Below are 23,106 nucleotides of genomic sequence, written 5' to 3'. Positions count from 1 at the left end.
GCACAGGCACTTTGGGTTCGATCCGGCCTCTCAGTTTTTCGAGTAGGCCTCAGAAGCGTAGGGATCTTGCGCGCTCGGCCACGAGGGCCTACCCGTTGTATCGACGGAGCGAGTCAATAGCCGTGTCGGCGCCGTACCGCCGCCACGAGCGATAGGCCCGCGCCGACGAGGAGCAGCGCCAGCCAGCCCAAGTGAGCGGCCACCACGACGCCGCGGCCGTCGGCACGTGGCGATGAGCCGCCCACGCGGTACAGCGTGAGTTCCCCATCGGAGTAGGCGATGGGTAAGGGCAAATGCTCTGCGAGACCGTCTGATTCGATGACTACCCACCCGACGCCGGCATCCGCGAGCAGTTCGCGATCGGCGCTCTCGACGAGGATCTCCTGCACCTCGCGTGCCCGCTGTCCCTCCCCATGCACTGTCCGGTCGCCGATCTCGAGGTCACCGGTGGACAGCACCTCGGCGCGGACCCAACGCGGCAACGGGTCGAGCACCGGCGCCTCGCCCGCCCAGTCGAACCGGCGCATGCTGTCGACGGGCAGCACGGCGACAGGGCGCGGGTCGGCGTTGATCATCGCAGCCACCTTCGTCCACGCAGGCGGGTACTGCACCGGCGTCAGCTTGCCGCCCACCCCCCAAGCGAGGTCCGGCAGCGTCGCGATCAACGCCACGCAACACAGGAGCGCGGCCGCCGCGCCGGGCAGCCAGCGTCGCAACGTGACCACCGCCGCCGCTCCGGCCAGCGCGTAACCGGGCACCGCCAACGCCACCCACTTCTGCGCGTCGCGCACCACACCGAGTCCCGGCATGGCGCGGATCGCCGCCTCGACCACGACGAGACCGGGCCCGGTGGCCATCAGCGCGGGCACCACGATCGCGAACAACCCGAGCACCAACAGCGGCGCCGCCACGGGCCGCCGCAGCACGGCCGGCAGGCCCAGCGCGACGACACCCAGCAATGCCGCGGTCGCAACAACAGCGAAAAGCGTTGTGCGCGATGGTGGTACCGCGTCACCGTTCCAGATACCGCCCAGCCCGGCCAGGCTGAGGAGAGTTCCCAGGCCCGGCTCGGCCCGTGCGGCGAACGCGACGACCCCCTCGGCCTGCGACGACTCCAGGCTGCGCGCCATCGTCGCCGCGATCAGCCAGGGCAACGCTGCGACGACCGACGCGCCCAGCGCGAGCCCCGCACTCCGCCACCGCGACCACCCCCGGCCGGGCGCGAAGACGCACGCCAGGGCCGTTGTCGCGGCCAGCATCAACCCCGTCGGCGTCAGCCCGGCCAGTGCGATCCAGAAGACCAGCGCGCCCGCAGCGAGCCACGACCGCGCTTCCCGCATCCGCAGCATCGCGCCCGCCACCCACGGCAGGCACCCGTATCCGACGAGAAGGCTCCAGTGGCCCTGCAGGAGACGTTCGGCGACATACGGGTTCCACACCGCGATCGTCGTCGCCACACACTGCCCGGCCGGCCCGGACTCGGGCACCACCGCGGCGGCCAGACGTGCGGCGCCCCACCCCGCCAGCCACAGCCCGGCGATCAGCAGCGCCTTGACCACCACACCGCCGTCGACCACCGACGACACGACCGCCACGAAGAAGTCCTGCGGCAGGGCCCGCGGTGCGGCCTCCGACAGCCCGAGCGCGGCATCGGACAGATACGAGTGCGGCGTCGACACCGCATCGCGCAACAACAGGTACCCCGGGGCGAGCAGCGGCGTCGTCACCGCGAGGGCGAGCACCAGCGCATATGCCGGCGGGAACACGCGAGCCACCACCGACTGCGCCCGCAGGGGCGCGGTCAGACCGGTTTGTCCGGCGGCAGGTCGGTCGGTCGAGATGTCGGTATCTTCTCGGTCTTGGCTTCGGCCCCCGGAACCTTGATGCCCTGGGTGTCGAAGAACCCATGGTCGGCTTCGTCGAGACCGGGGTCGATCAGCGCGGACTCCGCACGCATGCTGAACGAGCCGAGCAGCGCGCCGCCGACCAGCAGCACCAACCCCATCGCGGTGAACGTGATCGGCAGGATGCGACCCCACAGCGCGACCCTGTCCCGTTCGTCACCCGCGCTGGCGACCTGGGACTCGACGGTCTCCTCGTTGAACGCGACCTTGTAGTCGACGAACGTCACCTCGGGCTTGAGCGGCTCGCGGGCGTAGTAGTGGTAGCCGTGCTCGTCCTTCTTGACGATCGTCCCGGATACCGGGTCGACCCAGAACGTGCGCTGGGCGGCGTAGTACCGCGACATCGTGACCGGCTCGTCGGGTTCACCGGGCACGCCCCACATCGCCGCGCGCGCGGTGACCTCGCTGTCGGCGTCGTCCTCGAACAGCGACGCGTACTTCACCGGCTCGACCAGCTTGCCGTCCGCGTCATACCCGATGTTCTGGCTGAACCGGTAGGTGGTCATGCCGTTGACGTCTTCCTCGCCGTCGTAGTTGGCGTCGAACGCCTTCTGCGCGATCGGGTCGAAAACGGAGTACGTCTTCTTCTCGGTGTCGAACGGGAACCGGTAGGCCAGGCCCTCGTGCGGCAGCGCGATGTTGGTCGGCGGCCTGTCGTCTTCCATGGCGCGTGGCTTCTGCACCGCGCCGCCCGGATTGCTCTCACTCGAGACCGCCTCGGCGGTCCTGCGGTTGACGGTCACGGTGTCGACCAACGCCAGCAGCAGACCCGTGTCCTGCTGTTTGTCGGTGCGCCGCAGCGAGCTACCGACCTGGAGCGTCACCACGTCGGCATTCGACGGGGACTCGACCGAGACCTGCTCCTGTTGCACCATCGGCACGTCCCGGTCGACTTTGAATCGTTCCGCGTTCAGCGATTGTGGGTCGAAGGCGGTCCCGGTGCCGTCGCTGATCAGCGTGGCATCCAGGTCGAGCGGAATCTTGGCGATCTTGCTGTGGGTGTAGGTGGACAGCAACAGCGCGGCGATCAGCAGGGCAGCTCCCAGCCCCAAGAGTCCGCACGCCGCAATACGCAGCGCCACTGCGCGGTTCAAACCGTGCCTCCTTCACCTGCGGTATGCCCGCAGAAACCCGTTTGACCCTAACAGCACAATTTAAAGGCGTCGTTCAGTCCGGGCGCACCCCGGAGGCCACCAGGCACCCCTGTTCAGCGAGTTTCGATCCGCCCGGCACACTGATTGCCGTGGGCGGGCAGAAAGACAGCCTGAACGACCGGGCGGAAGTCGGCGGGACTCGAGGGTTCCTGCCCGCCGTGGAAGGCATGCGGGCCTGCGCCGCCGTCGGGGTCGTCGTCACCCACGTCGCCTTCCAGACCGGCCACACCGGCGGGGTCACCGGACGGCTGTTCGGCCGGTTCGATCTGGCGGTCGCGGTCTTCTTCGCACTCTCGGGCTTCCTGTTGTGGCGTGGGCACGCCGCGGCAGCGCGCGGGCTGCGACCCATCCCGCCGACCGGCCACTACCTGCGCTCGCGGGTCGTCCGCATCATGCCCGGCTACCTGGTCGCGGTGGTGGTGATCCTGTCGCTGCTGCCCGAGGTGAAGGCGGACCTGACCGTGTGGCTGGCCAACCTCACCCTGACCCAGATCTACGTGCCGCTCACCCTGACCGCCGGGCTGACCCAGATGTGGAGCCTCTCGGTCGAGGTGGCGTTCTATCTCGCGCTGCCACTGCTCGCGTTCTTGGTGCGACGGATCCCGGTCCGCGCGCGGATTCCTGTCATCGCCGGTGCGGCGATCGCGAGCCTGGGGTGGGCGGTGCTGCCGATCGCCACAGCCGCCGGCGTAAACCACTTGAACTGGCCGCCTGCCTTCTTCTCGTGGTTCGCCGCGGGCATGCTGCTCGCCGAGTTGACGGTCACACCAGTCGGATGGCCGCACCGACTGGCCCGGCGGCGGGTGCTGATGGCGGTCGTCGCGGCGGGCGCGTTTGTGGTCGCGGCCTCGCCGATCGCGGGGCCCGAGGGGCTCACCCCGGGCACGGCCGGTCAGTTCGTCGTCAAGGTCACGATGGGTGCGGTGGTCGCAGGCGCGCTCCTCGCGCCGCTCGTCCTCGACCGTCCCGACACATCGCACCGACTGCTGGGCAACACCACGATGGTGACGTTGGGGCGGTGGTCGTATGGGCTTTTCGTCTGGCATCTCGCCGCGCTGGCGATGGTGTTCCCGGTCATCGGCGAGTTCGCGTTCAACGGGCACATGCCGGTGGTGCTGGTGCTGACAGTGGTGTTCGGGTTCGCGATCGCTGCGGTCAGCTACGCGCTGGTGGAGTCGCCATGCCGAACGGCGTTGCGGCGCTGGGAATATCGCCACAGCCGCCCGGTTCCGCCGCTGGACTCCTCGGTCAGCAGCGTGCCTGAGCCCGTCGCGCGGTGACTGGATTGCGCGGTTTTGGGTCCCTAACTGGTTGATCCCACGCACCAGGTGCATGCAATCAACCAGTGAGCCATCTCCGGGCGCTGAGCGCAGCGGTGAGATGGCGGTCGCCGCCGAGCATCGCCCCCTAGCTCAATCGCCGTCGCGAGATGACCTCGTCGCGCACCGCGGAGCGACGCGCCTTACCCGCGTCGTCGCGCAACGGCACGTCGGTGAACTCCACGCTGCGCGGCACTTTGTAGCGCTCGAGGCGTTCGGACAGAAACGCGATGACGGACGCCTCGTCGAGCCCGCCATCGGCATGCACGAGGGCATGCGGCACCTGGCCCAGGTCGTCATCGGGGACGCCGACCACTAGACACGACAGCACCCCGGGGTGCTCGCAGAGCGCCGCCTCGATCTCGGCCGGGTAGACGTTGCGGCCGCCGACGGTGAACATGTCGACCCGACGGTCGCTGAGGTAGAGGAAACCGTCGGCGTCGAAGTATCCGAGGTCGCCCAGCGAGTCCCAGCCGTCGCGCGACTTCGCGGTGGCGCCGATGTACCGGTAGGTGGGTGCGCTGCCCGGCGACGGCCGCATGTAGACCTCGCCGACCACGCCCGGCGGGCAGTCGTTGCCGTCGTCGTCGAGCACCTTCATCTCCCCGGCGACGACGACTCCGACCGAGCCGGGATGTGCCAGCCACTGCTCGCCGGAGATGAATGTCAGCGCCTGCAATTCGGTGCCGCCGTACAGCTCCCACAACGCATCCGGTGCCAGAAGCTCGATCCAGGCCCGCTTGACCGCGGGTGGACACGGAGCGCCGACATGCCAGAACCGCCGGATCGACGACAGGTCGTAGGCGTCGCGGTCGGCCCGGTAGACAGGAAGCAGGCGCTGCATGATGGTCGGCACCGTGGCCAGGTACGTGACGCGGTGTTCGGTGACCAACCGGAGGAACTCGTGCGGATCGAACCGCGGCATCACAACCAGATGGTGGCCCTGTACGAGTCCGATTGCGAACGTGGTGAATCCGGTGTTGTGGCTCAGCGGGACCGAGAGCAGGTTGACATCACCCTCCTGCGCGCCGAGCGGATAGCCCGCGTGGGGCGGGAACCGGCTGTCGCCGCCGGACTCGATCAGCTTGGGTCTGCCGGTGCTGCCGCCTGATGCCATGGCCTTGAACACCGGCGACACCTTCTCCGGGAGGGGCGCGTCCGATACCGCCGGGTCGGGTACGTAACCCGCGGGCACGCTTGGTGTCCGGTCCGTCGGGTGGTGGCGGCCCACCACCAGCGCGCGGGGCCGCAGCTCGAGCAGCCCTGCCAGTTCCGCGTCGGGCAGCCGCGGTGAGAGCGGCTGCGGCACCGCGCCAAGCTTCCAGATGGCGAGCACCGCCTGCGCCCACTCGATGGAGTTCGGCAGCACCACCGTGACGTAGTCAGCTTGTCGCACACCGAGTTCGGCATAGGCGCGGGCCAGCCGGTTGGTCGACGCGTCGAATTCGGCGCGGGTGAGCGTGACGGCCCCGCAGGTGACCGCCGGCGCGTCGGGCTCACGCTCGGCAAGGCTCGATACCTGTGTACTGATCGGGGCGACCGGCCCGGCCATGTCAGTAACCGCCCTGCGCCTCGAAGACCCGGCGCGGATTGTCGACGAGCATCGTGGTCAGCTGCTCGTCGCTGACGCCACGCTCCTTGAGCGCGGGAATGACGTCGTTGTGAATGTGTAGATAGTGCCAGTTCGGCATGGATTGCGGCACGAGGGTTTCCGGTAACCAGTCGATGAAGCAGGCTGCGTCGTGCGACAGCACCATCTTGTCGGCGTGACCGCGTTCGCACATCTGGGCCACGGTGTCGACGCGGTCCTCGAACCCGAGGAACACATCCACGCCGAACCGGTCCATGCCGATGAAGGAACCCCTGCCGATCAGCTCCTCCAAGTAGTCGAGGTCGGTGCTGTCGCCGCAGTGACCGATCATGACACGGGAGAGGTCGACGCCCTCCTCGGCGAAGATCCGCTGCTGATCGAGGCCCCGCTTGGTCGCGGCGTGTGTGTGCGTCGAGATCGGGACGCCGGTCTCCCGGTGTGCCTGTGCCACCGCTCGGAGCACCCGCTCGACGCCCGGCGTCAGGCCGGGTTCGTCGGTCGCGCACTTGAGGATGGCCGCCTTCACACCGGTGCCTGCGATCCCGGTGGTGATGTCTCGGACGAACATCTCGACCATCGGCTCGCCGAGGGGAGTGTCCGGACCGCTGAAATGAAAGAACATCGGCACGTCGTTGTAGGTGTAGACACCGGTCGCCACGACGATGTTGATGTCGGTCTGCGCGGCGATGCGCTCGATGCGCGGGACGTAGCGGCCCATTCCGATCACCGTGAGGTCGACGATGCTGTCGACGCCGCGGGCCTTCAGCTCGTTGAGGCGGACGACGGCGTCGGCCTCGCGCTCGGCTTCGTCACCCCAGACTTCCGGATAGTTGGCTGAGATGTCGCAGGACTGGATGAAGACGTGCTCGTGCATGAGGGTGACACCGAGATTCGCGGTGTCGATCGGCCCGCGGGCGGTGTTCAGGTGCGGCACGCGGCCGATGCTACGAGATAGCGGTCGCTCAATCGGGTACATGAGAATGGATCCATAGCGAAAGGCCAGAACCGCATGGCGGCAACATCCACGGTGCGCGCCGCGCCGTCGGCGTGGGCGCCGCTGTCCTCGCCGATCTACCGCGCGCTGTGGATCGCGCAGTTCGTGTCGAACCTCGGTACCTGGATGCAGACGGTCGGCGCACAGTGGATGTTGGTGGCTGATCCCAACGCGGCGGTGCTGGTGCCGCTGGTGCAGACCGCGACGACGCTGCCGGTGATGCTATTGGCGCTGCCCTCGGGAGTAGTGGCGGATCTGATCGACCGGCGTCGGCTGCTGATCGCCACTCAGGCGGCGATGGCGGCGGGTGTCTCGACGCTGGCGGTGTTGACGGGGGTCGGGCTGGCGACTCCCGCCGTGCTGCTGATCCTGCTGTTCCTGGTCGGTTGTGGGCAGGCCCTGACCGCGCCGGCATGGCAGGCCATTCAGCCCGAACTCGTCCCACGCGAGCAGATCCCGGCGGCCGCCGCGCTGACCAGCTTGGCACTGAACGGCGCACGGGCGGTCGGGCCCGCCATCGCGGGTGTGCTGGTGTCGCTGTCGGGACCTACGTTGGTGTTCGCGCTCAACGCGGTGTCGTTCGCCGGCATCGTGATGGTGTTGTTCGTCTGGCGCCGCCCGACCGCCGAACGGTTGTTGCCGACCGAGCGACCCGTGTCGGCGCTGAGCGCGGGCGGGCGGTTCATCCGCAGCTCGCCGGTGGTGCGGCGCATCCTGTTTCGGGCGCTGCTGTTCATCGCGCCCGCCAGCGCGCTGTGGGCGTTGCTCGCGGTCATCGCCAGTCGGCAACTGCATCTGTCGTCTGCGGGCTACGGCGTGCTGCTGGGCGCGCTGGGCGTCGGCGCCGTGTTCGGCGCGACGGTGCTGTCGCGACTGCTGACGGCGTTCGGCCGCAACGTCCTGCTGACGATCGGTGCCGTCGGCTTCGCGCTCGCCACCGCGGTGCTGGCCCTCGTACCGGTGTTGGCGGTCGTCATCGTCGCGATGGTGGTCGGCGGGATGTCCTGGTTACTCACGTTGTCGACGCTCAACGCGTCGATGCAGCTGAGCCTCCCGGCCTGGGTGCGGGCCCGCGGCCTGTCGGTCTACCTGCTGGTGTTCATGGGCGGCCAGGCGATCGGCTCACTGGTCTGGGGACTGGTGGCGGGCGCCACCAACAGCGTGACGGCGCTGCTGATCAGCGCCGGGTTGCTCGGCGTCTGCGCCGTGTCGTTGCTGTGGTGGCCGCTGCACCGAAGCACCGGTGACCTCGACATCGAACCGTCTGCGCACTGGCCGGAGCCGGCGCTGGTGTTCGAGCCCGCCCCACCCGACGGGCCGGTTGTTGTGCTGAAGACCTATCGGGTCGCACCGCAGGACGAAACGGCGTTCGTCGCGGCGATGGACCGGGTGAGGCGCTCGCGGCAGCGCACCGGGGCCGTGCAATGGCGGTTGTTCCGCAGCGGCGAGCGGCCCAACACGTTCGTCGAGGGATTCGTCGTGCGGTCGTGGTACGAGCATCTGCACCAGCACGCCATCCGGCAGACGAGGCAGGACCTGATCGCCGAGCAGGAGGTCGACAGGCACGTCATCGGCGAGCCCAAGCTCGAGCACCTGATAGCCGTCAGCTGAGCCGCTCACCGCTGCGCATCGGCACGGTCGAGACGGCGACGGCGGCCACCGAGACCAGCGTCAGCAGCTGCACACCCCATGAATGCCCGACGTAGCCGTCGACCGACCGCCACGGATTCTGGCTCAGCACCGCGCCGGCCAGAATCAGCCCGCCGGCCGACACGCCGACGGTTATTGCCTCGCAGAGTTTTTCGCGGTTCCGTAACAGACGCCGAACCCCCAGGGCGGTGCCGACCACGACGACGCCCCACGGTCCCGAGATCACCGCGCCGACGGCAAGCACCACCGCGCCAACGGCGACCGGGTGCGGTCGCCACACCGGCACCGGATCGGCGGGCGGGGGGCGCCTGCGCATCGGAAGGAAGGCCAGCAGTGCGAGCATCGGAAGCAGCGCCAGCCCGCCGATCAGGCCGACGCGGTAAGGTCCGTTCGACGGGAAGGTCAGCGTGACCGGGCCGGCCGTGCCCGGCGGCAGCAGCCAGCCCTGCTGCCAGCCGTTCACCGTGATGGGGTTCAGCGTTGTCCCGTCGCTGTCGTGCGCGACCCAGCCCGGGTTGATGCTCTCGGGCACCACCAGTACCTGGGACGCCGACGACGGAGAGACCGTCACCTCCCGGTGGTCTGCTTGCCACCTACCCGTCTGCACGGGAGTGGTAGGTGCCGCCCGTATTTCGTCGGCCAGTGGTCCCTCGAGTTGTGCGCCGTCCACGATGAACGCGGCGCCGGGGCTGATCACCAACTCCTGCTGTCCGGCGGGCAGCACGATCGGTTCGGTGCGGCACGGGCGCGCGGCGACGGGCGCGCCGTCGAGCAGGGCGCCGACGCTGGTGGTGAGCGAGGTCTGCACGAACTGGCCGGCGATGCCGATGACCGGCCCAGCACCGCAGGGCAATTCGATCTTGCGGCCCCGATTGGCCGCCGCGTCGGCGGCCGCGATCGGTGCGCCCCGGGCGTCGAGCACCGTCACCTCGGCCAGGCCCGGCGGTTTGAGTTGGTCGAAGCCGAGCGCCGTGCGGTCGATGACATCGTCCCAGTCGAGGATGGACACCGTCACGGTGTCCGTGACCCGCGGTTTGAGGTTCAGCGTCTGGGCTCCCGCATCCCCGACCACGCGCCGGATCTGCGGGCCGTCGCCCAGATCGACGGCCAGCAGGCTCGGATGTGCTGGAAGCTCTGAGGAACTCGGCGCGACCCGGAGCCCGGCGACCTCGCTGCGCCGGGGCAGCTTCAACGTCAGGGTGGGTGGCGTCCCTTGCTGTACGACACGCTGGGGGGCGGTCCACGCGGTGCCGGGATCACCGTCGGCGGCGGCGTAGGCCGAACCGAGAACGTCGACCGGATCGGCGTCGCCGAGGGCCCGGACGGCCCCCGGCGCACTGACCAGGTCGGCCAGTTTGGGGCCCTGGCGGGCGCGCACCCAGACCGTCGGCGTCACAGCGATCGGCGCCGGCACGGTCAGCGTCCGGCTGAGATTCACCGGTTCCTCGGGAGACAGCGCCATCAGGGCGGCGCACCTGAGACCGGTCGAGCTCTGAGCGCAGCCCGAGCGGCCGAGCAACTCAGAGCCCAGATCCCATTGCGCCACAGCAGAATCCGGAGGCGGACCGGGCACCGCCACGGTGTGGCGCAGGCTGACCGGATGGGCGAAACCGTTGGCGTCGTACTGGGTGACGGCGATGTCAGTGAGCCCGAACTGCACACCGGGCGACCCGTCGTCGGTGGCGACCGCAGTGATCCGCACCCACGGTGACTCTCCGTAGGGCAGCGCCGCGGTCAGCGGTTTGCCCGGCTCGTCGAAGCGCATCGTGCTGGTGCCGTTGACGGTCGAGATCTCCATGCGGCGGATCTGCGCGCCGACTGCGGTGGCGCTGGGGGTGACCGTGATCGTCGCGTTCGTGACGGGATGGTCGAAGTCGACCTGCAGCCACTGCCCGATCGCGGACTGCAGCGAGTTCGAAACCCAGCTCGTCGACGGATCTGCGTCGATGGCCGCGGCCGGACCGGTGGCGGGCGCGACGTTGGGAAGTGCGGTGGAGTCCGCCGCCGAACTCGACACCGAGACCCGGCCACCGTTCCACTGCCCGTACACGAGATCGGCTCCCGGAGAGGGGTAGTCGATGACCCGGTTGTGGGTGTTCCGGGCATCACCCGGGGCGCGGATCGCCGAGGAGTGGTCGTCGACGCGACCGTAGTCGGTTTCGCGCGCGAGCGGCGTGTCGGTCACGGTGACCCCGGTTCCTGGTGGGTCGGGCAGCCGTGCCCGCTCGGCGTCGGCGGTCAACAGCATGGGACCGAGCGGTGGCCGGTCGAGCAGTCGACGGCGCTCGTCGAGCCGCAACAGCGCCTCGGGTGCACCGTCGACGCGCGCCATCCGGTCGGTGTCCACCAGGTAGGGCGTCACCGGCATATCGGCGTGTACCCGGTAGATCTCGACGGCGGGGTAGCGCGGTCGCAGACCGCTGTCGGCGACGAATCCGGCCAAGGTGCCGGGCCCGACCAAACCGCCGAACTCCGCGACCTTGTCCAGGCCGGGTGAGCCGTCGACGGCCCGGTGCACGAGCAGCGGCCGTGCCGAGCGGGACGACTCGGGGTCCAGGTCGTTGCGCACCACGACGTACGAAATGCCCTGGCGGGCAAGGGTGTCGGCCAGCCCGGCGGACGGTCGGCCCGCGGCGAAGAGCCGCTGCACGGAGTCCAGCGCGCGGATCGTCTGTGGCGGCGTGAGCGGGATCGAGTCGCGGACACCCCACGGGCTGTGGCCGAGTACCTGCAGCGGTTCGTCGTGGCTGTTGCCCCACACCTGGGTGGCGAACGGCGCACCGGGCGCCACCAGTACGCGGCCGTCCGTGTTGTGTTGGTCGAGCCAGTCGGCGGTGTCATGCCAGTACTGCGGGATGGCATCGAAAGCACCTGGCGGAGTGAGCCTTCCGGTCCACGCCAGAGAGGTGCCTGCGGCCAGTGCGACCAGCACCACGATCCCCACCGCGACCCGCTTGTCCCGTTCGGGATGCGCCAGCGCCGTCGTCCACTCCGCACGCGGTGCGCTGCCCGGCAGCGGGATGCGGCCGAGGAGATGGGCCAGCCCCAGCGTCAGCGGCAGTCGCAGCAGCGGTTCCAGCTTGTGCAGGTTGCGCAGCGGTGTTCCGGATGCGTCGAGGAACGCCTGAACCTGCTGTGCAAGAGGTGATCCCAGTCCGCCGGAGTAGCCGAGTGCGAGCAGCGTGACACCGATCAACAGGATGGTGATCAGCCGCCCGCGCGCAGGCATCGTCGTCATGGCCAGTCCCGCCAGGCCGGCGGCCGCGACCAGGGCGGTGGCCAACACGGCAACCGAACCCGTCACCAGCGTGGCGCCGGCCGTCGCGTTCGGTGCGACGAACGGCGTCCAGGCATCCGTGCCGCGCAGCATCTCGGTCAGTGACATCCACCGCGTGGTGACGCCGGATGATTCGATGAAGTCGAGGAACGGCGGGCTGATCCGGCCCAGCATCACCAGCGCGACGACCCACCACAGCACGGCGAGTGTGATGCCGAGCGTCCACCACGCGGTGAAACGCCACCACAACCGGGTGGGGCGGTGACACGCCAACCAGATGACCGCGCACAGGCAACCGGTGAGGGTGGCCACCGCGTTGACCGCGCCCATCAACGCGACCGCCACGGCGGACCTCGCCGCGAGCATCCGCACCCGCGGTCCGCCCTCTGCCCTTCCCACCCCTCCGGACCCGCCCTGCAGAACGAGGATCATTGGCAGCAGCACCCACGGCGCCAGCATCATCGGCAGCGTCTCCGACGAGATCGCGCCGAGGGTGGTCAGCACCCGCGGGGACAGGGCGTAGGCGACCGCGGCGACGACCCGTGACGTGGGAGTGCCGATCCCGAGCGCCTCGGCCAGCCGCAGCAGGCCCCAGAACCCGACTACCAGCAGGATCGCCCACCACAGCCGCTGGGTCACCCAGCCGGGCAGGCCGATGACGTCGCCGACGAGGAAGAAGGAGCCGTGCGGGAACAGGTAGCCGTAGGCCTGGTTCTGGGCCTGCCCGAACGGCAGTTCGCTGTTCCACAGGTTGAACGCCCGGGTGAGGAACCGCAGCGGATTGGCGGTCAGGTCCAGCTTGGTGTCGGGTGAGATCTGTCCGGGTGACTGGGCGAAAGTCAGGGCCAGCGCCGCCGCAGCGGCCACCCACAGCCAGCGCCGCGACAGGGGCTCGGCCCTAACTTCTGTCGCCGTACTCGACCCTGTTGAGCACCGAGGACGCTGGATCGCCCGCTTGCAGAGGAGGCCTGTCGTCCTGCTGCACCATCAGCGTCACACCGAAAACGGCTGCCGCGCCCAGCAGCAGGCCGACCACGATGCTGGCGGCCGCCGGCACGAGGAACCGATCCATGCGGCAAAAGTAGCATGCGGCCCATGTGCGCAGCTGAACGCGTGTTCTGGTGGCACACGCCGACCACGTAATAGAACTGAGCCACCACAGCCGTTAGTGTCGAGGCCCATGGCCCTGCCCCGTGCATTGTGTGCCCTCGCTGCCACTCCCGTACTGCTGATGGCGTGCTCGCCCGCCGCCCAAGAAGCCGCGACATCACCCCCGTCGGCGCCCATCACCAAGGCGGCCACCGCCGTGCCCGACGCCCCGGCCGCACCTGCGGAAGCGCCGGCAGCCCCTGCGTGCGGAACCGGGGAGGCACTGCTGGCTGACATGTCGACCCGCGAGAAGCTCGCACAACTGCTGATGGTCGGCGTTTCCAACGCGGGCGACGCGCGCGCGGTCGTCGACACCCACCACGTCGGCGGCATCATGATCGGCAGCTGGACGGACCTGTCGATCATGGGTGATCAGCTGCGCGACATCGCGGGCGCGGCGACCCCGCTGCCTCTGGCGGTCAGCGTCGACGAGGAGGGCGGCCGGGTCTCGCGGCTGGCCCCGCTGATCGGTTCCCAGCCGTCACCGCGGGTGCTCGCGCAGACCAACACGCCCGAGCAGGTGTACGACATCGCGCTGCGGCGCGGCCATGCGATGCGAGGTCTGGGCATCACCATCGACTTCGCCCCGGTCGTCGACGTCACCGACGCGGCCAACGCCGACGGGGTTATCGGAGATCGGTCGTTCGGGTCCGACCCGACCGTCGTCACCGACTACGCCGGCGCGTACGCCCGCGGGCTGCGCGACGCCGGGGTGCTGCCGGTGCTCAAGCACTTCCCGGGCCACGGCTCCGGGTCGGGCGACACGCACACCGGCAGCGTCACCACCCCCGACATCGCCGATCTGAAGAACACCGACCTGGTCCCGTACCGCACGCTGACCGCCCAAGCGCCCGTCGGCGTCATGGTGGGTCACCTGCAGGTGCCCGGACTGACCGGCAGCGACCCGGCGAGCCTGAGCCCGGCGGCGTACGCACTGCTGCGGTCGGGCAACTACGGGGGTCCGCCGTTCGGGGGCCCGATCTTCACCGACGACCTTTCGGGCATGCAGGCGATCTCCGACCGGTTCGGCGTGGCCGAGGCCGCCTTACGCGGGCTGCAGGCCGGCGCCGATGTTGCGTTGTGGGTGAGCAGCGGCGAGGTGCCCGCAGTGCTCGACCGGCTGGAGAAGGCGGTCGACGCCGGTGAGCTGTCGCCGTCCAGCGTCGACGCCTCCGTGCTGCGACTCGCGGCGGTGAAGGGCCCCAACCCGCGCTGTTGATCAGACCCACCGCCCGCCGCTGACACCGCCCGACCACGCGTTGCCTACGCTGGTGGAATGGCCGGAGGGACCAAGCGGTTGCCGCGCGCCGTGCGCGAACAGCAGATGCTGGACGCCGCGGTGCAGATCTTCTCCGTCAACGGCTACCACGAGACGTCGATGGACGCGATCGCCGCGGAGGCCCAGATCTCCAAGCCGATGCTCTACCTGTACTACGGCTCCAAGGAGGAGTTGTTCGCGGCGTGCCTCGATCGGGAACTGGCCCGGTTCGTCGACGACGTGCGCAGCCGGATCGACTTCAAGCAGAGCCCGAAGGACCTGTTGCGCACCGCCGTTCTGGCCTTCCTGAACTACATCGACGCCAACCGAGCGTCGTGGATGGTGCTCTACAGCCAGGCCACCAGTTCTCAGGCGTTCGCCCACACGGTGCGTGAAGGTCGCGAGCGCATCATCGATCTGGTCGGCCGGCTGCTGCGCTCGGGCACTCGGAACCCCGAGCCCGACACCGACTTCGAATTGATGGCGGTCGCGCTGGTCGGTGCCGGGGAAGCGGTGGCATCCCGGGTCAGCGCGGGCGACGCCGGTGTGGATGAGGCTGCCGAACTGATGATCAACCTGTTCTGGCGCGGGCTGAAGGGTACGCCGTCGGATCATCCCGTCGAGACCGCGGTGAGATCGCCGAAATAGGCACATATCGCGATCTGTACGCGCTCGGAAACCAAGCGGGCGGCCTTGATTCGGCTACTCTCCTCCGGGTGGCCGCACCACGCGCGTCGATATACCTAGTTCCTGGAGGATCTCGTTGAGGGCGGCCTGCTCGGCTTCGTCCTCGTCGACAGCGGCGAGCAGATCGATCAGCGCTCGGGCACGATCCTCCGGTGAGAGTTCCAGGATGCCCGCGGACGATCCGGTCAACCCGTCACTTTTCAGGGCGGTCAGATATGCCTCGAGCGACACTCTGAGCAGGGTCGGGTCGCTGTCCGGTTGAATTTCGTTGTACGCCTGCCCGGTAGACAGCGGGGGCGAAGTCCGGGAGTCGCTGTAACCGGAGCCGGTCCCGAGCGGCCTCCAGGTCTCGACGTTGGACGGATTCAACAGGACGGGTACGGGGTCGTCGGATTGTCGAACCCAGGTATACGGTGGGTCGGGAGAACGCACGGCAGGGACGGTGAGTTCGATATGCCCCGCGACGAGCGGCCACCACGAGCGTTCGTAAAGGGAGGGCACGATTTCGAAGAGTTCCGAGGCGCCTGGATCGAGCGGGATCGTGATGTGCAGGGCATATTTGCCGGCGCTGCGTCGCCAGCCGCCCTCAAACCAGGTGTGTCGGTCGTTCGCCAGCACTCCGGGTATCAGTCGCTTGAAGTTGGCCAGGGTGGCAGCTGGACTCTGGGGTATGGCGTACGCCGTGAAGCGATAACGCGTCACACGGGCTACAACTTCGAACTGAATTCGCTTGTCCGACAGGTTCGTAATCTCGAGCTCGTATCCCGACGTATACGCGGGATCCTGACTCGAGCCTGACGGGGAGAATGACAGTTGGAAACCCGATACGAGCATGTCGTTGCCCCCTCCGCGACGTCCCCTCCAGTGTAGGCACCAGCAGGGCCGAGTAGAGCGTCTTCTCGTGCGGGGATTACAGCGAGCGCACCGTGCCGAACAGGTGCGGGTCGCCTTTCTTCAGGTGCCGCAACGTCAGGTCCCAGCCATCGGAGACCCGGTCGACGTACAGTCCGGCGTTGGCGGGCAACACCACCGGCTTGGCGAACTTCACCGAATACTTCACCGCGCCCGGTAGCTGGCCCTCGATGTTCGCCAGAACCGCTGCCGCGCTGAACATTCCATGTGCGATCACCGTCGGGAAGCCGAACAGCTTGGCCGCGACCGAGTTGGTGTGGATCGGGTTGTGGTCGCCGCCGACCGAGGCGTAGTGCCGGACCTGGCCGGGCGTGATGCGCAGCACCGCATTCGGCGGCCCCAGCTTGGGCTGCTTCTGCGGCGGCGGCTTCGGCTCGTCGGACAGGCTGGTGCGCTGCTGGTGCAGAAACGTCGTCACCTGATGCCACGCCCGCTCATTGCCGACGCTGACGTCGGTGAGGATGTCGACCAGCAGCCCACGTCGGTGCTCGCGCAGGTTCTCCGCATGCACCTTCACCGACACGGAGTCGGTCACCGCGATCGGGCGGTACTGTGTGATGTGGTTCTCGATGTGCACGGAACCCATTGCCGCGAACGGGAAGTCGAAGCCGGTCACCAACGACATCAGCGTCGGGAACGTCAGCGCGAACGGATACGTCAACGGCACGGTGTCGCCGAACTGCAGTCCCGTCACCGCCGCGTAGGCCGCCACGTTCTCGGGATCGATGCTCAGGTCGTCGACGGTCAGCGTGCGGTCGGGAAGCGTCTCGCCACGCGGCACCAAGGGCAGCGCGCCCACGGCAGCACGCGCCAGGTTCATCAGCCCGGACGGTTGGCTCACGTCACGCTCCCAGCCACGCTTGGCCGCACACCCGCACGGTGTTGCCGGTGACGGCGTTCGACGCGGGGCTGGCGAAGTACGCGATGGTCTCGGCGACGTCGACCGGCTGGCCGCCCTGGTATAGCGAATTCAGTCGCCGGCCCACCTCGCGGGTCGCCAGCGGGATCGCCTCGGTCATCTTGGTCTCGATGAACCCGGGCGCGACCGCGTTGACCGTGATGCCCTTGTCGGCGTAGGCCGCCGAGAGGCTGTCGGTGAGCCCGATCATGCCCGCCTTGGTGGCGGCGTAGTTGGTCTGGCCGCGGTTACCCGCGATACCCGCCATCGATGACAGTCCGACCACCCGGCCGCCCTCGCCGAGCGTGCCGTTGTTCACCAGTCCCTCCGCAAGTGCAAGCGGCGCAATAAGATTCACCGCGATGACGGAGTCCCAGCGCGCCTCATCCATGTTGGCCAACAGCTTGTCGCGGGTGATACCGGCGTTGTTGACCAGGATGTCGACGCGTCCACCGTGGTTGTCACGGAGATGTTCGGTGATCTTGTCGACCGCGTCGTCGGCGGTCACGTCGAGGGTCAACGCGGTGCCGCTCACCTTGGAGGCCGTCTGGCCCAGCGCGTCGGCGGCCTGCTCTACGTCGATGCAGACCACCTTCGCGCCGTCGCGCGAGAACACCTCGGCGATCGTCGCGCCGATGCCGCGGGCAGCACCGGTCACGATCGCGACCTTGCCGTCCAGCGGCCGGTCCCAGTCTGCCGGCGGCGCCGCGTCGTCGGCCCCGACCCGAAGCACCTGTCCGTCGACGTAGGCGGACTTACCCGACAGCAGGAACCGCATCGTCGACTCCAGACCCGTCGCGGCCGGCTTGGCATCGGGGGACAGGTAGACCAGGTTCACGGTTGCGCCGCGGCGCATCTCCTTGCCCAGCGACCGGGTGAACCCCTCGAGCGCGCGCTGCGCGATGCGCTCGTGCTCGTTGTCCACGAGTTCGGGCGTGGTGCCGACGACCACGATGCGTCCGGACGGGCCGAGGTTGCGCAACAGCGGGGTGAAGAACTTGTACAGGCCTTTGAGTCCGACGGGTTCGGTGATGCCGGTCGCGTCGTACACCAGCCCGCCGAACGAGTCGGCCCAGCGGCCGCCGAGGTTGTTGGAGACGACGTCGTAATCCTCGGCCAGGGCGGTACGCAGCGGTTCGACGACGCGGCCCTCGCCGCCGGCTGAGCCGGCGATCGAGCCGGAGCCGATGAGCAGCGTGCCCGCCAGCGGCGGGTCGCCGGGCCGGTAACGGCGCAGCGTCTCGGGCTGGGGGATGCCGAGTTGCTTGGCGAGGAACGATCCTGGCGTCGAGTGGACGATTTGCGAGTACAGATCGGTAGCCATGGGACAAACTTACTCCAGAGTAAGAAGGGTGGGTACTATGGGTTCATGGCTAGTGATACCCGCCGACGCGTCGCCATTCTCGGCGGCAACAGAATTCCTTTCGCCCGGGCCGACGGCGCGTACGCCAACGCGTCCAACCAGGACATGTTCACCGCCGCGCTGGGTGGGCTCATCGACCGCTTCAACCTGTCCGGGGAGACCCTCGGCGCAGTGATCGGCGGTGCGGTGCTCAAGCACAGCCGCGACTTCAACCTGATCCGCGAATGCGTGCTGGGCAGCGCGCTGTCGTCGTACACGCCCGCGTTCGACATCCAGCAGGCGTGCGGCACCGGTCTGCAGGCCACCATCTCCGCGGCCGACGGCATCGCCGCGGGCCGCTACGAGGTGGCGGCGGCCGGCGGCGTCGACACCGCCTCGGATGCCCCGATCGCGCTGGGCGACGACCTTCGCCGCACGCTGCTGGGATTGCGCCGGTCGAAGTCCAACGTCGACCGGCTGAAGCTGGTCGGCAAGTTGCCCGCCTCGCTGGGCATCCAGATCCCGGTCAACAGCGAGCCGCGCACCGGCATGTCGATGGGCGAGCACGCCGCGATCACCGCCAAGGAGATGGGGATCAAGCGCACCGACCAGGACGAACTGGCCGCGGCCAGCCACCGGAACATGACCGCCGCTTACGACCGCGGTTTCTTCGACGACCTCGTCACGCCGTTCTTGGGTGTGTACCGCGACAACAACCTGCGGGCCGATTCGTCGGCGGAGAAGCTCGCCAAGCTCAAGCCGGTGTTCGGGGTGCGCAACGGCGACGCGACGATGACCGCGGGTAACTCGACCCCACTGACCGACGGCGCTTCGGTGTCCCTGCTGGCATCCGACGAGTGGGCCTCGGCCCACGGCGTCCAACCGCTCGCCTACTTCGTCGACGCGGAGACCGCGGCGGTGGATTACGTCAACGGCAAGGACGGACTGCTGATGGCGCCGACGTATGCGGTGCCGCGGCTGCTGGCCCGCAACGGACTCGGCCTGCAGGACTTCGACTTCTACGAGATCCACGAGGCGTTCGCGTCGGTGGTGCTTGCGCATCTGCAGGCGTTCGAGTCCGAGGAGTACTGCAAGGAACGCCTCGGCTTGGACAAGGCACTGGGCAGCATCGACAGGACGAAGGTCAACGTCAACGGGTCGTCACTGGCTGCGGGCCATCCATTCGCCGCGACCGGCGGTCGGATCGTGGCGCAGTTGGCCAAGCAACTGGCCGAGCGAAAGCAGGAAACCGGGCAGTCGGTGCGCGGCTTGATCTCCATCTGCGCGGCCGGCGGCCAGGGCGTGGCGGCCATTCTGGAGTCGTGACAGAGATTCGCGCTCCGCTGTAACGCCGGTTGCAACGACGTCGATAGACCCCATAGCTCCGTACTGCCGTCTGACCCCCCGACCCGATGGCAGTACGGGGCTCTTACCTTGTGGGGCCTGGCGATCAGCCATCGCAGGTACAAAATTCGCTCTGGTGTGATCTAGAAGACCGGCGTACGATCGATCGCACGACGGGTTCGGGAGTGGCTGTTCCGAAGAGTCGGCAAGGGGTGAAAGCCGACCGCGCGAGACTGATGTGACGCACCTAGTGCCCTCCCGAACCCGCCCTTTTTGCGCCCGGTGCGGCTAGCCACACCGCCGCGACGGGGACGAGCGCTCACTCAGGTACAGATTCGAGCCACGAAACCGTCCGCCGTTGAGCGCTCGCCGTCCGCCGCCCAACCAAAAAACGCCCCCGGGAAGAGACCGGGGGCGGTTTCGGTGCAGCCAGGAGAACTTAGAAGGCCGCCTCGTCGAGTTCCATCACCTCGTTGTCGAGGTTCTCGATGATCTGACGGGTGCTGGTGAGCAGCGGCAAGAAGTTCTTGGCGAAGAACGACGCCACCGCGACCTTGCCCTCGTAGAAAGCGCGATCGTCGCCGCTGACGCCCGCGTCGAGCTTGTCGATCGCCACCGCGGCATGCCGTTGCAACAGCCAGCCGATCACCAGGTCGCCCACGCTCATCAGGAAGCGCACCGAGCCCAGGCCGACCTTGTACAACTGGGTCGGATCCTCCTGTGCTGCCATCAGATAGCCCGTGAGCGATGCGGCCATGCCCTGGACATCCTCCAGCGCGGTGGCCAGCAGTGCCCGCTCGGCCTTGAGCCGGCCGTTGCCTGCCTCGTTCTTGACGAACTGCTCAACCTGCCCGGACACGAACGCCAGCGCCTGGCCCTTGTCCCGCACGATCTTGCGGAAGAAGAAGTCCTGCGCCTGGATGGCGGTGGTGCCCTCGTAGAGCGAGTCGATCTTGGCGTCGCGGATGTACTGCTCGATCGGGTAGTCCTGCAGGAAGCCCGAACCACCGAAGGTTTGCAGGCTCTCGGTCAGCTTGGCGTAGGCCTGCTCGGATCCGACACCCTTGACGATCGGGAGCATCAGGTCATTGACCTTGGCGGCCAGTTCGGCGTCCACACCGTGCACCGCCTGGGCCACCGCGGAGTCCTGGAACGTCGCGGTGTACAGGTACAGCGCACGCAGGCCCTCGGCATAGGCCTTCTGTGTCATCAGTGACCGACGCACGTCGGGGTGATGGGTGATGGTCACCCGCGGCGCGGTCTTGTCGGTCATCTGCGTCATGTCGGCGCCCTGCACACGCTCCTTGGCGTACTCGAGCGCGTTGAGGTAGCCGGTCGACAGCGTGGCGATCGCCTTGGTGCCCACCATCATTCGAGCTTGCTCGATGACGTCGAACATCTGCGCGATGCCGTCATGAACCTCACCGACCAGCCAGCCGACGGCGGGAGTGCCGTGTTGGCCCAGCGAGAGCTCACACGTGGCCGAGACCTTCAGGCCCATCTTGTGCTCGACGTTGGTGACGAACACGCCGTTGCGCTCACCGGGTTCGCCGGTCTCCGGATCGAAGTGGAACTTCGGTACGAAGAACAACGACAGGCCCTTGGTGCCCGGGCCTGCGCCCTCGGGGCGGGCCAGCACCAGGTGCATGATGTTCTCGAACAAGTCGTCGGAGTCGCCCGAGGTGATGAAGCGCTTGACGCCGTCGATGTGCCACGTGCCGTCGGCCTGCTGCACGGCCTTGGTGCGGCCGGCGCCGACGTCCGAACCCGCATCGGGCTCGGTCAGCACCATGGTGGCGCCCCAGCCCCGCTCGGCGGCCAGCACGGCCCACTTCTTCTGCTCGTCGGTGCCGTTGTCGTAAAAGATCTCGCACATGCCGGCGCCCATCGCATACATGTACGCAGCCGGGTTCGCGCCCAGGATGTGTTCGATCAAGGCCCACTGCAGCGCGCGGGGCATCGACATGCCCCCGAGCTCCTCGGCGATACCCACCTTGTCCCAGCCGCCCTCGAGCAGTGCGCGCATCGACTTCTTGAACGAGTCGGGCAGCGTCACCGTATGGGTGCTGGGGTCGAACACCGGCGGATTGCGGTCGGCGTCGGCGAACGACTCGGCGATCGGGCCCTCGGCCAGCCGAGCCATCTCACCGAGCATCTCGCGCGCGGTGTCGGGGTCCAGATCGGCGTAGTTGCCCTCGCCGAGGGCCTTGTCGACCCCGAATACCTCGAACAGGTTGAACACCTGGTCACGAACGTTGCTCTTATAGTGGCTCACGATTCCTCCTCGATGAGACGGCCACTCACGGTTGGGTACTTATTGCTTAAGTTACCCACCAGTAACTGCCCGAACTATACCCATCGGTAACTTCAACCCAAACCTCGCCGGAACAATTTCCGCGACCTAACTAACCGCCCGGTTGGTGGAGGCCGCAAATCCGCAGTTGACAGGTGTCCGGTTGGCCGTTTGCGCCGGTTGTGAGAATCGTCACGGCCGAGCGGCCTATGGTGTGTCGATGCTTCGCGTCGCGGTCTGGGGCACAGGAAACATGGGGGCGACGGCCATTCGTTCCACGGTCGCGTTCCCCGGGTTACGGCTGGCCGGCCTCATCACGTCGTCGCCGGAAAAATCGGGCGCGGACGCGGCCGCATTCGCCGGGCTCGGCGGCTCGACGGGCGTGACCGCCACGACGGACGTCGACTCGGGGCTGAACAGCTGCGATGCGGTCGCCTACATGGCCTCCGGTGACATCCGGCCCGACGAGGCCGTCGCCGACATCGAGCGGTGCCTGCGGGCGGGCCGGCATGTGGTGACTCCGTCGCTGTACGCGCTGTATGACCCGCGTTCGGCGCCGCCAGGATGGCTGGACAGGCTCACGCGCGCCGCCGAGGAGGGCAGCTCCACGCTATTGGTCAGCGGTGTCGATCCAGGCTGGGGCAATGACGTGCTGGCCGTGATCGCCGCGGGCCTGTGCACCAGGATCAAGACGATCCGGTGCCAGGAGATCTTCGACTACTCCACCTACAACCAGCCGTTCGCGGTGAAGGTGTCATGCGGTTTCGGCGGCCCCATGGACGAGACCCCGATGATGCTGCTGCCGTCCGTGCCGACCATGGTGTGGGGCGGCAACATCCGATTGGTCGGACGGGGACTCGGCATGGAAGTCGACGAAATCGTCGAGGCGGTCGAGCGGCGCCCGCTCGAGGAGTCCGTCGAAACCGTGATGGGCCGGTTCGAGGAAGGGACTCAAGGGGCGTTCTGGCTGAAGGTCATCGGAAAGTCGGGTGGGCGCGAACGCATCGTCATCGACCACATCACCCGCATCCACGCGTCGTGTGCGCCTGACTGGCCGTATCCCGATCAGGGCGTCGGCGACCACCGCGTGATCATCGACGGCGACCCGCAGTTGACCATCACGACGCGCGCCGACGTGCCGGGCGGTACCCGCGCCGACGGCGGCAACACCACCGCCGTCAACCGGCTGCTCGGCGCGCTGGCCTGGCTGGCCGAGCAGAAACCCGGTATCTACGACGGGCTCGACGTGCCACTGCAGAGCGCCTTGCCGCCCGAGGTGCAGGCACAACGCTGGGCCGACTACTAGCTCGACTCTGTCCGCCGAGACTGCCGAC

Annotated in this window: 16 protein-coding genes; 6 read left to right on the top strand and 10 right to left on the bottom strand. The window is 68.3% G+C overall.

All coding sequences use genetic code 11. The features are described 5' to 3' along the window. Window positions 1-113: 113 nt before the first annotated feature. Both QGN32_RS10285 and pgfA read right to left on the bottom strand, forming a co-directional pair. Window positions 114-1,775, bottom strand: a complete 1,662-nt coding sequence (locus tag QGN32_RS10285) for an MmpA family trehalose lipid delivery protein (RefSeq protein ID WP_326548459.1) — start codon at window positions 1,773-1,775, stop codon at window positions 114-116. A gap of 26 nt (window positions 1,776-1,801) precedes the next feature. Further along, window positions 1,802-2,998: a cell envelope lipid trafficking protein PgfA gene (gene pgfA / locus QGN32_RS10280; protein ID WP_326548458.1), complete on the bottom strand. Its 1,197-nt coding sequence runs from the start codon at window positions 2,996-2,998 to the stop codon at window positions 1,802-1,804. Between the two features lie 227 nt (window positions 2,999-3,225). On the opposite strand from pgfA, the gene QGN32_RS10275 reads away from it, so the two are divergent. Further along, on the top strand, window positions 3,226-4,338 hold the full coding sequence (locus QGN32_RS10275) for an acyltransferase family protein (RefSeq protein WP_326549016.1): 1,113 nt from the start codon (window positions 3,226-3,228) through the stop codon (window positions 4,336-4,338). 127 nt (window positions 4,339-4,465) lie between these two features. Here QGN32_RS10275 and QGN32_RS10270 read toward each other — a convergent pair whose 3' ends face one another. Then, window positions 4,466-5,929, bottom strand: coding sequence for an AMP-binding protein (locus QGN32_RS10270; RefSeq protein ID WP_326548457.1), 1,464 nt, complete (start codon window positions 5,927-5,929; stop codon window positions 4,466-4,468). A 1-nt stretch (window position 5,930) separates the two neighbouring features. Next, window positions 5,931-6,902: a phosphotriesterase family protein gene (locus QGN32_RS10265; protein WP_326548456.1), complete on the bottom strand. Its 972-nt coding sequence runs from the start codon at window positions 6,900-6,902 to the stop codon at window positions 5,931-5,933. Window positions 6,903-6,977: 75 nt separating this feature from the next. Between QGN32_RS10265 and QGN32_RS10260 the strand changes: the two genes are divergently transcribed. Further along, window positions 6,978-8,573 carry an MFS transporter gene (locus QGN32_RS10260; protein WP_326548455.1) on the top strand — a complete coding sequence of 532 codons (1,596 nt, stop codon included), beginning with the start codon at window positions 6,978-6,980 and terminating at the stop codon, window positions 8,571-8,573. Here the strand turns inward: QGN32_RS10260 and QGN32_RS10255 are convergent. Together QGN32_RS10255 and QGN32_RS10250 are read right to left on the bottom strand one after the other, a co-directional pair. Further along, complete coding sequence (locus QGN32_RS10255; RefSeq protein ID WP_326549015.1) at window positions 8,566-12,777, bottom strand: alpha-(1->3)-arabinofuranosyltransferase; 4,212 nt, start codon at window positions 12,775-12,777, stop codon at window positions 8,566-8,568. The genes QGN32_RS10260 and QGN32_RS10255 overlap by 8 nt on opposite strands. Before the next feature lie 10 nt (window positions 12,778-12,787). Beyond that, entirely contained in the window at window positions 12,788-12,961 is a 174-nt protein-coding gene (locus QGN32_RS10250) for a DUF2613 domain-containing protein (RefSeq protein WP_067214267.1), read from the bottom strand. A 108-nt stretch (window positions 12,962-13,069) separates the two neighbouring features. On the opposite strand from QGN32_RS10250, the gene QGN32_RS10245 reads away from it, so the two are divergent. Both QGN32_RS10245 and QGN32_RS10240 read left to right on the top strand, forming a co-directional pair. Next, window positions 13,070-14,257: a glycoside hydrolase family 3 N-terminal domain-containing protein gene (locus QGN32_RS10245; protein ID WP_326548454.1), complete on the top strand. Its 1,188-nt coding sequence runs from the start codon at window positions 13,070-13,072 to the stop codon at window positions 14,255-14,257. A gap of 57 nt (window positions 14,258-14,314) precedes the next feature. Beyond that, complete coding sequence (locus tag QGN32_RS10240; RefSeq protein ID WP_326548453.1) at window positions 14,315-14,944, top strand: TetR/AcrR family transcriptional regulator; 630 nt, start codon at window positions 14,315-14,317, stop codon at window positions 14,942-14,944. Window positions 14,945-14,998: 54 nt separating this feature from the next. Here the strand turns inward: QGN32_RS10240 and QGN32_RS10235 are convergent, their stop codons facing one another. From QGN32_RS10235 to QGN32_RS10225, 3 genes are all read right to left on the bottom strand, one after another. After that, window positions 14,999-15,817 (bottom strand): tellurite resistance TerB family protein, encoded by an 819-nt coding sequence (locus QGN32_RS10235; protein ID WP_326548452.1) that lies wholly within the window; start codon window positions 15,815-15,817, stop codon window positions 14,999-15,001. A 76-nt stretch (window positions 15,818-15,893) separates the two neighbouring features. After that, a complete protein-coding gene (locus tag QGN32_RS10230; RefSeq protein WP_326549014.1) occupies window positions 15,894-16,715 on the bottom strand; it encodes a MaoC/PaaZ C-terminal domain-containing protein in 822 nt (273 codons plus the stop codon). Between the two features lie 22 nt (window positions 16,716-16,737). Next, window positions 16,738-18,117, bottom strand: a complete 1,380-nt coding sequence (locus tag QGN32_RS10225) for a 3-oxoacyl-ACP reductase (protein WP_326548451.1) — start codon at window positions 18,115-18,117, stop codon at window positions 16,738-16,740. 45 nt (window positions 18,118-18,162) lie between these two features. Between QGN32_RS10225 and QGN32_RS10220 the strand changes: the two genes are divergently transcribed. Continuing rightward, window positions 18,163-19,461 carry an acetyl-CoA C-acetyltransferase gene (locus QGN32_RS10220; protein ID WP_326548450.1) on the top strand — a complete coding sequence of 433 codons (1,299 nt, stop codon included), beginning with the start codon at window positions 18,163-18,165 and terminating at the stop codon, window positions 19,459-19,461. A gap of 457 nt (window positions 19,462-19,918) precedes the next feature. Here QGN32_RS10220 and QGN32_RS10215 read toward each other — a convergent pair whose 3' ends face one another. Beyond that, window positions 19,919-21,754, bottom strand: coding sequence for an acyl-CoA dehydrogenase (locus QGN32_RS10215; protein WP_326548449.1), 1,836 nt, complete (start codon window positions 21,752-21,754; stop codon window positions 19,919-19,921). Window positions 21,755-21,992: 238 nt separating this feature from the next. Here QGN32_RS10215 and QGN32_RS10210 point away from each other — a divergent pair, with 238 nt between their 5' ends. Then, window positions 21,993-23,078: an NAD(P)H-dependent amine dehydrogenase family protein gene (locus QGN32_RS10210; RefSeq protein ID WP_326548448.1), complete on the top strand. Its 1,086-nt coding sequence runs from the start codon at window positions 21,993-21,995 to the stop codon at window positions 23,076-23,078. Window positions 23,079-23,106: the final 28 nt, after the last annotated feature.

Source organism: Mycolicibacterium sp. ND9-15 (genome assembly GCF_035918395.1).
In the GTDB taxonomy this organism is placed as follows: domain Bacteria; phylum Actinomycetota; class Actinomycetes; order Mycobacteriales; family Mycobacteriaceae; genus Mycobacterium.
The sequence above is the reverse complement of the archived record's forward strand: the minus strand, read 5'-3'. Positions and strand labels throughout refer to the sequence as shown.